The sequence below is a fragment of the Candidatus Avelusimicrobium sp. genome (genome assembly GCF_050873505.1).
In the GTDB taxonomy this organism is placed as follows: domain Bacteria; phylum Elusimicrobiota; class Elusimicrobia; order Elusimicrobiales; family Elusimicrobiaceae; genus Avelusimicrobium.
In genome coordinates, this window is record NZ_JBNMIY010000010.1 from 1 (window position 1) to 10,825 (window position 10,825).

General features: G+C 51.0%; 12 protein-coding genes. 3 read left to right on the top strand and 9 right to left on the bottom strand.

All coding sequences use genetic code 11. The features are described 5' to 3' along the window. Positions 1–442: 442 nt before the first annotated feature. The 8 genes from ACR0QV_RS06125 to lpdA all read right to left on the bottom strand — a co-directional run bounded on the left by ACR0QV_RS06125 (position 443) and on the right by lpdA (position 7,511). Positions 443–832: an SEC-C metal-binding domain-containing protein gene (locus ACR0QV_RS06125; RefSeq protein ID WP_432635446.1), complete on the bottom strand. Its 390-nt coding sequence runs from the start codon at positions 830–832 to the stop codon at positions 443–445. Positions 833–848: 16 nt separating this feature from the next. Then, positions 849–1,412, bottom strand: a complete 564-nt coding sequence (locus tag ACR0QV_RS06130; RefSeq protein ID WP_428052477.1) for an ATP/GTP-binding protein — start codon at positions 1,410–1,412, stop codon at positions 849–851. A gap of 3 nt (positions 1,413–1,415) precedes the next feature. Next, entirely contained in the window at positions 1,416–1,985 is a 570-nt protein-coding gene (locus tag ACR0QV_RS06135) for an ATP/GTP-binding protein (protein WP_432635448.1), read from the bottom strand. Then, complete coding sequence (locus ACR0QV_RS06140) at positions 1,975–3,270, bottom strand: peptidoglycan DD-metalloendopeptidase family protein (protein WP_432635450.1); 1,296 nt, start codon at positions 3,268–3,270, stop codon at positions 1,975–1,977. The genes ACR0QV_RS06135 and ACR0QV_RS06140 overlap by 11 nt, the downstream gene beginning before the upstream one ends. A gap of 41 nt (positions 3,271–3,311) precedes the next feature. Further along, complete coding sequence (locus tag ACR0QV_RS06145; RefSeq protein WP_428052483.1) at positions 3,312–4,229, bottom strand: phosphate acyltransferase; 918 nt, start codon at positions 4,227–4,229, stop codon at positions 3,312–3,314. Positions 4,230–4,259: 30 nt separating this feature from the next. After that, positions 4,260–5,372 (bottom strand): butyrate kinase, encoded by a 1,113-nt coding sequence (gene buk / locus ACR0QV_RS06150; RefSeq protein WP_428052485.1) that lies wholly within the window; start codon positions 5,370–5,372, stop codon positions 4,260–4,262. A 61-nt stretch (positions 5,373–5,433) separates the two neighbouring features. Continuing rightward, positions 5,434–6,144 carry an RNA methyltransferase gene (locus ACR0QV_RS06155; protein WP_432635453.1) on the bottom strand — a complete coding sequence of 237 codons (711 nt, stop codon included), beginning with the start codon at positions 6,142–6,144 and terminating at the stop codon, positions 5,434–5,436. Next, positions 6,141–7,511, bottom strand: a complete 1,371-nt coding sequence (gene lpdA, locus ACR0QV_RS06160) for a dihydrolipoyl dehydrogenase (RefSeq protein ID WP_432635455.1) — start codon at positions 7,509–7,511, stop codon at positions 6,141–6,143. Before lpdA ends, ACR0QV_RS06155 begins: the two co-directional genes overlap by 4 nt. 76 nt (positions 7,512–7,587) lie before the next feature. Here lpdA and radC point away from each other — a divergent pair, with 76 nt between their 5' ends. From radC to ACR0QV_RS06175, 3 genes are read left to right on the top strand one after another with little or no spacing between them, the layout of a single operon-like run. Next, positions 7,588–8,268: a RadC family protein gene (gene radC, locus ACR0QV_RS06165; RefSeq protein ID WP_428059903.1), complete on the top strand. Its 681-nt coding sequence runs from the start codon at positions 7,588–7,590 to the stop codon at positions 8,266–8,268. Position 8,269: 1 nt separating this feature from the next. Next, a complete protein-coding gene (locus tag ACR0QV_RS06170; protein WP_432635457.1) occupies positions 8,270–9,559 on the top strand; it encodes a serine dehydratase subunit alpha family protein in 1,290 nt (429 codons plus the stop codon). Continuing rightward, positions 9,556–10,095, top strand: coding sequence for a hypothetical protein (locus tag ACR0QV_RS06175; protein WP_432635459.1), 540 nt, complete (start codon positions 9,556–9,558; stop codon positions 10,093–10,095). The genes ACR0QV_RS06170 and ACR0QV_RS06175 overlap by 4 nt, the downstream gene beginning before the upstream one ends. A 1-nt stretch (position 10,096) precedes the next feature. Here the strand turns inward: ACR0QV_RS06175 and ACR0QV_RS06180 are convergent, their stop codons facing one another. Continuing rightward, the gene (locus ACR0QV_RS06180; RefSeq protein ID WP_432635461.1) at positions 10,097–10,825 is read right to left on the bottom strand and encodes a ComF family protein; all 729 of its coding nucleotides are present in this window, start codon (positions 10,823–10,825) and stop codon (positions 10,097–10,099) included.

Below are 10,825 nucleotides of genomic sequence, written 5' to 3' on the forward strand. Positions count from 1 at the left end.
CAACAAGGCTGTTATAAAAATAAGGGGTCATTCTGAACTTGTTTCAGAATCTACATCTTGGGTAGTTTATTAAACAAAGGAAACAATACACGCAAATACAACAACACAATCGGTAGATCCTGAAACCTGTTAATAGACCCCGTACAGAGACACTACGGGGTGCCGCCTAGCGGAAAGGGCGGCAATTCAGGATGACCTCTTAAATAACAACAAACAACATTTTTTGCCGTCATCCCCGAGGAATTTAGTCGGGGATCCGTCGTTATTAAAAGAGAAAACGACAAACAGCAGATTCCCGACTACGACACTCGGGAATGACAGCAGCCATAACGACAAGATCCCGGATAAAAACCTTCCGGGATGACAACAACAACCAACTACCCGGGCACAAAAAACCGCCCTAGGAAAACTTCCCAGGGCGGTTTGTAAACCTAAATAGCCGTTATTTCCCGGCGCCACAGCATTTTTTGTACTTCTTGCCACTGCCACACGGGCACGGGTCGTTGCGCCCGATTTTGGGCCCTTGGTGGACAACCGTTTCCACCTTGGCAGGCGCGGTGCCGTTTTCCGCACGGAGTTCGGCCTCGTGGTTTTTCATCCACTTCTTCATTTGGCGGATGCTCTTAAAGTCCACACCGTCCTTTTCCATACGTTTGGCAATGTCAATAAAGCGCTTTTTAATGGTCGGGTCCTGCAATTTGCTTTTAATCATTGCAGGCAAAGAATCAATTTCCCGTTCAATGCGCTCCTCAATAGATTCCTTTTTGCCGTTTTTAGCCGGCTCGGCCGCGGGGGCCGCTGTTTCTTCTTTTTTCTTAAATGGATTCCACATAATGTACAACTCCTAATTATTCGGAAATAAGTTTTTCTACAAAATTCTTAATGATTTCCGCCTTTTCAAAATAATGTTTCTCCCGCGGGATCACCAAGCGGTTGGGGTGCTTTTCCCAAATCTTCAAAATGCGGTCATCTAAGTCAAACGCCTGCTGTAAGTTTTCGGTGCGGACGTTGGTGGCCTGATAAAAATCCTTCTCGGGCGGCGGGGACAAGTGGATTACCGCGTCGTAGCGGGCGAGTTCCGCTTCCAAAGAACTGTGCATAGACTTAAAAAAGTCCTCCGGGCCCTTGGGCCAATACACCGCGCCGTCAATAGACCCGCGGTCGCACACCATTACCTTGGCGTTGGAGGTCTTTTCGGCCAATTCTTCCAACTGGTGCACGGTGTAAAAAATAATATTTTGGGCGTGTTCAATGTGCACGGGGCTGTTGTCCTTACGCGGAAAACCGCCGCTGTAAATCAGGGTTGCGGCTTCCTGCACGAGGGCAATTTTGTTACCGAAGGTTTCCTTCAAGATAGAAAGAGCCGTGGTTTTGCCGCCGCTGGGGCCGCCGGTTAAAACGATTTTTTTCATAAGTTATCCTTTAATGATTTTTTCTACAAAATTCTTAATGGCTTCCGCCTTTTCAAAAAAGTGTTCCGTTCCGCCTACTACCAAGCGGTTGGGGTGTTTTTCCCACATTTTTAAAATTTTGCGGTCAATTTCAAATGCCTTATCCAAGGTTTCCGTGCGCACGTGCGTGGATTGGTAAAAGGCCGGGTTGGACGGCGGAGACAGGTGCAACACCGCGTCGTAGCGGGCGAGTTCCGCCTCCAAGGAGGTACCCATATGCGCAAAAAACGCTTCCGGGCCGTCCGGCCAATAAACGGAAGCATCCACCGTACCGCGGTCGCACACGATAAGGGGCGCCTCGGACGTTTGCTCGGCCAATTCTTCCATTTCCTTGGTGGCTACGAAAATAATCTGCTGGGCGGCTTCAATATGCGCGCGGCTGTTGTCCTGCCGCGGGAATCCGCCGCTAAAAATCATTGTGGCGGCTTCGCGCACGAGTTCCACTTGCGGGCCGAAAGTTTCTTTCAGCACCGACAGAGCCGTCGTTTTGCCGCTGTTGGGGCCGCCTGTAATGGCGATTTTTTTATGCTTCATTTTTGTCCTCCGCGGCGTCCTTTTTGGGAGCAAAGGCCGCCTTTTGGGCTGCTTCTAATTCTTTTAAGTATAGCACTTTTAAGTCCTCAAATTCTTTGCGTTGTTCTTTGGGAATATCCCGCACGGTAGAATTGCGGTTCTTCATTTTTAAGAAATCTACAAATTTGTTCTTTTCTTTAATGCGGAAATCCAAGTGCGGCCCCGTGGAAAGCCCCGTACTGCCCACATAGCCGACCGTTTGCCCCTGTTTGACCTTGGCCCCGGCCTTAATGCCTTTGCCGTAGCCCTTTAAATGGCCGTAAGAGGTCATATAACCGTTGGCGTGGCGGATTTCCACATAGTTGCCAAAACCGCCCTTGTATCCGGCTACTTTTACCGTTCCGTCTGCCACCGCCTGAACCGGGGTACCCGTCGGGGCGGCGTAATCAATGCCCAAATGCGGGCGGCGGATTTTCAAAATCGGGTGCAACCGCCCGTAGGAAAAGCGGGACGAAATGCGGTAATTGCGGAAACTGATGGGCGACTTTAAGAACATTTTTTTGCTCATTTTGCCCGTTTCGTCATAAAAATCGTCTTCAAAATAAAAGGCATAAGTGGTGCCGCCCTCGGCACTTTTGTAAGAGGCGGCGAGCAAATCCTGGCTGGTTATTTCGCCCGTGGAAGTATAGTTTTCCTCCCACAAGGCGGCATATTCGTCGCCGTTGCGGGTATCGGTGTTAAAATCAATCGTCCAAGAAAACGCGTCCGTAAAATCCAAAATAAGCGGCACTTGCAACCCCTTGGAAAGCATAGAGTTAAACAAAGAGCCCTTAATCTTCCCCGCGGCCGTTTTAATGCGGGTTTTAATTTCCACATCGCTTACGCCCGCTACCAGTGCGCCGTCCACGTGCGCCACATTGGCTACATAATAGCGCTTGAAGCCCTGCGTAAGCAGCAGCATAATAAAGTGCCCGTCTGCATCCACGGACAGCGAATAGACATCGCCTTTTTGCAATTTGCGCGTATCGGCCACCGTGGATAGTTTGCCCACGATTTGCGCCACTTCCTGGTTGGACAAACCGGCTTCCTGCAACGCTACATAAATCGGTTTTTCTTTAATGGTAAATTCCCTAACCGGGATTTCGCGCTCACGCAGGTTTTCCTTTTCCTGTTCGTCTTTTACGCGCGAAATATGCAACGCCATCCCCGTTGCCACAATAATCACGCACAAGGTGAGCGTGTAAAACAAAATATCGTGGTAGCGGCGGTAGTGCTGCCGGATAAAGGCTAGGAATTTTTCTTTCATAAGCACAGTAAGGGGCGGCCGTTAAGCCGCCCCCTGATAAACTATTTTTGGTCCTTTAAGAAAGAGCACAACGCAATGGCGTTGAGTTTCACTTTCGGGTCATCGGCGCGGGAAGGCAAGATGACCGGGATTTTCGGGCCCACGAGCACAGCCGCGGCTTCCATATGGTCGCCAAAGAAGGCCAAGGCCTTGTAGAGCGGGTTGGCGGCATCCAAGTCTGGCAACATCAAGATATCGGCGTCTCCGGCCACGACTTTGCCTTTAATGCCCTTTTCAGCGGCGCGTTCAGGCGAGAGAGAAATGTACAAGTCGTACGGGCCTTCCACCGTGCAACCGGTGATTTTCCCTTCCGCGTTCATTTGCGCCAAGGCGGCCGCATCCACGGTAGAGGGGATTTTTTCGTTTACTTTTTCCACCGGGCACACGCAGGACACTTTCGGCGTTTCCAAGCCAAGTTTATGCATCGTGTTGACGGCGTTCTGGATGATTTTGGCCTTTTGTTCCAAGGTCGGGGCAATAACCACGGCGGAATCGGTTACCGCAAAGGGTTTGTGGTATTTCGGCGTGCTGAACAGCACAAAGTGGGACAAGAGCGCCCCTTCCGGCACCAAGTGGGCTTCTTTATTCAAAATCGCCTTCATATAATACTTGGTATCCACGAGGCCTTTAATCAAAAAGTCGCCTTTGCCGGCCAAGATTTGGTCCACGGCCAATTTGCACATCGTGGGGACGTCTTCGCAGTCAATATATTCAAATTTGCTGTCGTTCAAACCCACTTCGGCTACGGTTTGTTTGACGGCGGCCAGCGGCCCAATCAAAATACCGTGGGAAATAAGGCCGTTCTGGTCGGCCATTTTGATAGCCGTCAACGCTTCTTTATTGTTCGCGCCCGGCACTACTACACGGTTTGATTTCCCTTTTACTTGTTCAATCAAATCGGCAAAACTTTTGAATTTCATATTTATCTCCTTACAAGAATAACTTTTAAATCAACTGTACTTCTTTACAATCTTGGGATTATCCAGCGCGCGGCGGGCGGCCTCGCGCAGGGCGTCCTTTTCCTCGCTGCCCGGGAATACATATACCGGGGCAATCCAACTGACATACGTGCTAATGGCCTGCGGGATATATTTGCTGTTCATCAGCCCGCCCGTAAGCGCAATAAAATCCACTTTTCCTTCCAGTACAACGGCCATCGCCCCAATGTATTTGGCAATTTGGTAAATCATTGCGTCCTCGGCCAGTTTGGCTTCCTCGCGCGTACAGCAAATGAGGGAGCCGGGGCGTTTTTCGCCCGTGCGGATAAATTCTTCCAAATCTTTTACGTCGGACGTACCCGTATAGGCCACCAGTCCGCCCTTGCCGCGCAGTTTTAGGCGCATATCACGCAAGGTATATTTGCCCGAATAGCACATCTGCACCAAGCCGGAGTTGGGCGTGCCGCCGCTTCTCTGCGGGGTCATCGGGCCGTCGCCCTCGTAGCCATTGTTGACGTCCACTACTTTCCCCTCGCGGTGCGCACCGACGGTAATGCCACCGCCGCCGTGGCAAACGATACAATTCATCTTTTCATACGGTTTGCCCAATTTCCCCGCAATCAAACGCGCCACGCGCTTTTGGCTTAATGCGTGGAAAATGGAAATACGCGGATTTTCGGGCATACCCGAATAGCGGGCAACAGGTTGGAGTTCGTCAATAACCACCGGGTTGGCAATAAAACTGGGGCATCCGGCATATTGGGCGATTTCGCGCGCCAAAATGCCGCCTAAATTGCTGGGGTGGATCCCGCCGTAGCGGCCGGTTTCCAAGTCGCTTACCATTTGGTCGTTTACGGCATACACACCGCCCTCTACGGAGCGGATAAAGCCGCCGCGGCCGATGACCGCATCAATTTCTTTGAGCGGAACTTTGTGGTCTAGCAGATAATCCAAAATCAGTTTGCGGCGCAGGGGCAACTGTTCGGTAACGTTTTTGCCTTCGTAGGGTTCCAAATCGGTCAGCGAATAACGGACAGTAACTTCAAACACAGGCGTATTGCCGCGGTAATAGCCGATATCGTCCGAGGTGGACCCCGGGTTAATAACTAGGATGTTGTAATCCATTTGCGCCCCCTGTAAGCATTAGTTATATTTTAACAAATATAGCGGCCTTTGGCCGGACGATTTACGGCAATTTGGAAGATAACTTGTCCGCCCATTTTTTTAAGAAAAACAACTGCTCCCGGCTTAACCCTTGGCGGGAAAGCATATGACGCAGGAGCGCTTTGCGCTGGTCCGAAGAAAAATCGGTCTTAAAGCCGGATTTTTCAAACAGCACGTCCGCAGACGAAATAAAAATTTCCTTTTGTGCGTCTGTCGGCGCTTCGGGAGCCTGCCCGGGGCGGCGGATAGCCTTAAAACCGGGCCGCCGGGAAAGTTCATAACAGGTTAAAATAACGGCTTGGGCCAAATTGATGGACGGCTGTTTGGAAGCCGTAGGGATATTCAGCACCACATCGCACCGTTCAATGTCCTCGCCGGAGAGGCCGCTCTTTTCGTTGCCAAACACCAAGGCTACGCGCCCTTTGGGGGCGGTTTGCAAGCGTTCGTTGAGCGTAGGCAAGGGGACAATTTCCTGCTTGATCTCCCGGTTTTTAATGGCGGTGGAAGCCATAGAAAACGTGGCATCTTGCAGGGCTTCGTCCAAGGTGGCGCACCGTTTGGCCTGCTGCATAATGTCATTTACGCCCACCGCGCTGACGGATTCCCGCCAGACGGGTTCGTATGGGTCCACCACGCGTAAATCGGACAAGCCGAAATTACCCATTGCCCGGGCGCAGGCCCCAATATTATTGGGGTCGCGCGGGCGTACCAACACAATGCTAATGGGGTTCATCTGTTTAAGGCCTCCCCGATAGATTCAGCAAAGGTGGGGTGGGCAAAAATCACTTCCTTTAACTGAGCCACCGTCATTTTGGCGGCCAAGGCTACGCTGACGGTGTGGATAAGTTCCGCCGCGTGTGCGCCCGCAAACACACCGCCTAATAATTCCCCGGTTTGCGCATTGCTGATAAGTTCGTAATATCCTTCGGTTTGGTCCTGCGCTACGGCGCGGCCGTTGGCCAGCAAAAAGGCCTTATGGGTTTTAACGGACAGCCCCTTGGTTTCGGCCTGTGCGCGCGTAAGGCCCATAGAAGCAATTTCGGGCGATGTGTAAATGGCGCGCGGCACGCTTTCGTTGTGATAAACCGCCGGAACGCCGCACAGGTTGGAAGCCGCCACCTCGCCCTGCCGGCTGGCCGCGTGCGCTAATTGGAAGAGACCGTTTACATCGCCGGCCGCGTAAATATTCCCCTTTAACTGCAAGGTTTGCGGATTTACCTGCACGCCCTTGCGGGTCCAAGTTACGCCGATATTTTCCATTTTAAGCGCGCTTAAATTTACGCTACGCCCAATAGCGGCTAAAACAGCATCCGACGTTAGGGTTTGCCCGTTGGACAGCGTAAGCGTATAGACGCCGTTTTCATACGTTACGCCCGTTGCACTTGTACCCGTGCAAAGTTTAATGCCCCGCTTGCCAAACGCTTGGGTCAACACGCGGGCCACGCCTTCGTCTTCCAGCGGCAACAAACGCGGCTGCATTTCCACAATGGTTACCTTTACGCCCAACTCGTTCATAAAATCGGCCATTTCACAGCCGATTACTCCCCCGCCCACAATCACTAATTCCTTGGGCAGATGCGGCATATCAAAAATGGTGGAATTGTCGTAAATTTTATCCTTTATTTGGTCAAACGGAGCCGGAAAAAACGCTTCGGACCCGGCGGCCAAAATAATGCCGTCCGCTTCCAGTTGCTGTTCCGTGCCGTCCGCTTTTTTTACGTTTACGGTATGTTCGTTTACAAAAGAGGCTTCCCCGTTTATTACTTCCACCCCCGCTTTTTTAAGCAGAAAGGACACCCCTTGCGTCAGTTTGCGCGTGGCCGCGCGCTGGCGGGCCTGGATTTTCCCCCAATCTAACAGGCTAAAAAGTTTATCCGCCTGTTCCTGCGCGCCGTCCGCACACAAGGCGGAAATGGTTTTAACCGTGTGGAAGCGGTGCGCCGCATCCAATAAAGATTTGGACGGAATACAGCCGCAATTTAAACATACCCCGCCGACTTTGTTTTTTTCCACCAGCGTAACCTTGGCCCCCAAAGAAGCCGCCTTTAACGCGGCCGGATACCCTGCCGGGCCGCCACCGATTACAACGATATTTTTCATAATTTCCCCCTTATACGGCATTTTGATTATATTTATTCTAGCATTAAAAACAGTATAATAAAAAACGAGAAACACTATGCCAAATAACCCTTCTTACATCGGACACCGTGAACGCATCCGTGAAAAATTCGCCTCGGCGGGGTTGGACAGTTTCCTGGACCACGAAACCCTGGAACTGCTGTTGACCTATGCCGTGCCGCGCAAAGACACCAAACCGATTGCTTGGGCATTGCTTAAAAAATTCGGCTCGTTGGCCGCCGTGCTGGACGCGGACCCGGACCAACTTTCGCAAGTAAACGGGGTGGGCCCCGCCACCGCGCAGTTTTTAAAATTAATCCGCGCGGTGTTTAAAAAGTATTCGCTCTCGGAAGTAAAAGAGCGCATCACTATCCGCACACCGCAACAAGTGCTGGAATATTGCAACGCCTCGCTGGCCGGAAAGCAGGAAGAGTGTTTAGAAATTATTTATCTTTCCGTGCGCAATACCGTTATGGGCACGGAAGTTATCGCCTCGGGGCTGATTGACCGGGTGGCCGTATCGCCGCGCAAAATTGTAGAGTGCGCCTTGGCGGCCAAGGCTCCGGCCATTATTTTGGTGCACAACCACCCGTCTGGCGACGCTTCGCCCTCGCAGGAGGACATTGAACTCACGCGCGACGTGGTGCGGGCGGCGGAACTGTTTGGCATTTCGGTACACGACCACATTATTATCGGCAAAGGGTCGCATTACAGTTTAAAGGCAAATGGGAAAATATAATATGAACATTTTAAAGGAAGTGCTAAAATACCAAGTTTATCCGGCAATGGGGTGCACAGAACCCGTTTCCGTAGCGTTATGCGCCGCATATGCCGCCAAGGAATTGAGCGGCGAAATAGAAAAGGCCGAATTTCAGTTAGACGCGGGCACCTATAAAAACGGTATGGGCGTGAGAATACCGAACACGGACGGAGAAAAGGGCAATCTATTAGCCGGCGCGATGGGGATTTTGCTGGCTAAGCCCGAACTAAATATGGAAATTTTATCCGCCGCAGACAAAAACGTTTTGGCCCGCGCCAAGGAAATGCTCACAAAGCATTTGGTAACTATGGAAGTCGCCCCGCAGGCGCACGGCTTTTACATTGCCTGTACGCTAACGGGCAAAAACCATAAAACCGCCAAATGTATTATTGCGGGCAGCCATACGGACGTGGCGTATTTATCGTGCGGGGACGAAATAAAAGTAAACCATTTGCCGCTTGAAAACCACGCCCAAAAGGCGCACGATTTTAAACAGGCGTTAAAAAAAGCCACCTTGCAGGATTTATTAAACGCCGCCGATAACGCGGACGAAGAAGATTTAAAATATATCAAAAAAGGCGTAGAAATGAATTTAAAGGCAGCCGAACTGGGCCAAGCCTTGCAAAAAGTGGGCTTTTACATCAAAGAACTCGTCCGCAAGAAACTCCTGCAAATGGATTTGATTTCCTCCACCAAGATTTTGACCGCCTGCGCCGCCGATGCGCGTATGGACGGGCAAGCCGTGCCCGTTATGGCCAGCGGGGAATCGGGCAACCAAGGGGTAGTAACCATTTTGGTTCCGTGGAAGGTGGGCAAGGAAATGGAAGTAGAAGAAACCACCATTTTAAAAAGCATTGCCCTTTCGCACTTATTAAACGGTTATGTAAAGGTGTTTACCGGGGAACTGGCGCCCATTTGCGGCTGTGCGATTGCCGCGGGCGTAGGGGCCACGGCGGCCATTACTTACCAACAGCGCGGCAACTGCGTGCCCGCCATTACGCTGGCGATTAACAACATTATCAGCGATATTGGCGGTATGCTGTGCGACGGCGCCAAAAGCGGGTGCGCCTTAAAGGTAGTCAGTTCCACCGATGCGGCTATCCGCTCCGCCTATATGGCGATACACGACTACGGCATTACGGAAGTGGAAGGTTTTGTCGGCCACACGGCGGAAGAGACGATTCAAAACCTAGGCAGTATTTCCACCGTGGGGATGAGCCGCGTGGACCCGATGATTGTAAATATTATGCAGGAGAAATGTAATAAATGAAACGCAAGAATAACGAACTAATCTTCTCTTTTCACCAGAATATTTTTAACAAATTCTTGGGGTGCCTGCTTGTATTGGAAATGATTACCCTAACGCTGTGCTTATTTCACAGCCGAGGCTTACTTCTTGTATATATTCTCAGTATGGCGGTAAGCATTTATGTTTTTACGCTTATCTTTTTTTCCCCGGCCGTATGTAAAATTTATCCGGATCATATAGAGTGGGAACAAGTAGAAGCAGAAACGATGGAAAAATCTGTCCAAAAGTACAGTCTTTTATGGCCTAACGTAAAGGCGTTTTACCTAGCCGAGCGGCTAGTGTACTGTGGACGGGGAAATAAGTTAAAAACGGTATTAATCCTAGTAACGGGGAATTTCTGCTCGCACAAAATGCAAAATTTCGGCTTTTTGTCTAAAAAAGACCGCGAAGCGCTGCTAACTGAATTAAAAGCGCGTGGCGTCGCAGAACTGCCCTTTCAGGCCGAAGACTCCGCGGCGGACCTTATAAAGAAATTTGAGGAACACTTTCCGCATTAACCTATTCCCGGGCAAAGGTATAGGCCATTACCTTTTTGGCTCCCGCCGCCTTTAAGGCCGCGGCACACCCCTCTAATGTTGCCCCGGTGGTGGCAACGTCGTCAATTAACAAAACAGTTTTGCCCTTTACTGCCGCCGGATTTTTGCACGCAAAGGCTCCCTTCATATTGGCTAATCTGCCCATACGCCCCAAGGTGGTTTGGCTAACCGTATTTTTGATACGCACCAAACTTTTGGTATCTGCCGTTAAACCCACCCACGGGGCAAAATTTTCCGCTAACAGTTCGCTCTGGTTATAGCCGCGGGCGCGGTTCCTTTTGGGAAAAAGCGGCACTGGCACAACCATTTCCGCTTCCGCAAGTTCAGGGTAATTTTTATAATGCTTTGCCATTTGCGCGCCCATATAACGGGCCAAATAGTCCGCCCGCGCGTATTTTAACGCGTGGACAAGCGCGCGGGAAGAGGGATTAAATTTAAAGGCGGAGCGAATCACGCGGCACTTGTATTCCCGTTCTTTGCTCCCCCGGCAGGCAAAACAATGCGCCCCGCCGTACTTTAACACCGCCCCGCACCGCTTGCAAATATGCGGCCCGGGTGCGGACAAACGGGACGAGCACGATAAGCACAAGGGTTCTTGGGCGTTCCAAGGCAAATCACACCCGCACGCAAAACAAGTGCGCGGCAAAAAGAAATGCAGTAAAAGTTTTAAGCAGGCCGCGCCGTATTTCAT

Coding starts and splice junctions, on each gene's coding strand:
- ACR0QV_RS06180 (WP_432635461.1), bottom strand. CDS start 10,825: ATGAAATACGGCGCGGCCTGCTTAAAACTTTTACTGCATTTCTTTTTG.
- ACR0QV_RS06155 (WP_432635453.1), bottom strand. CDS start 6,144: ATGAACCCCATTAGCATTGTGTTGGTACGCCCGCGCGACCCCAATAAT.
- ACR0QV_RS06135 (WP_432635448.1), bottom strand. CDS start 1,985: ATGAAGCATAAAAAAATCGCCATTACAGGCGGCCCCAACAGCGGCAAA.
- ACR0QV_RS06175 (WP_432635459.1), top strand. CDS start 9,556: ATGAAACGCAAGAATAACGAACTAATCTTCTCTTTTCACCAGAATATT.
- ACR0QV_RS06125 (WP_432635446.1), bottom strand. CDS start 832: ATGTGGAATCCATTTAAGAAAAAAGAAGAAACAGCGGCCCCCGCGGCC.
- ACR0QV_RS06145 (WP_428052483.1), bottom strand. CDS start 4,229: ATGAAATTCAAAAGTTTTGCCGATTTGATTGAACAAGTAAAAGGGAAA.
- ACR0QV_RS06170 (WP_432635457.1), top strand. CDS start 8,270: ATGAACATTTTAAAGGAAGTGCTAAAATACCAAGTTTATCCGGCAATG.
- lpdA (WP_432635455.1), bottom strand. CDS start 7,511: ATGAAAAATATCGTTGTAATCGGTGGCGGCCCGGCAGGGTATCCGGCC.
- ACR0QV_RS06130 (WP_428052477.1), bottom strand. CDS start 1,412: ATGAAAAAAATCGTTTTAACCGGCGGCCCCAGCGGCGGCAAAACCACG.
- buk (WP_428052485.1), bottom strand. CDS start 5,372: ATGGATTACAACATCCTAGTTATTAACCCGGGGTCCACCTCGGACGAT.
- ACR0QV_RS06140 (WP_432635450.1), bottom strand. CDS start 3,270: ATGAAAGAAAAATTCCTAGCCTTTATCCGGCAGCACTACCGCCGCTAC.
- radC (WP_428059903.1), top strand. CDS start 7,588: ATGCCAAATAACCCTTCTTACATCGGACACCGTGAACGCATCCGTGAA.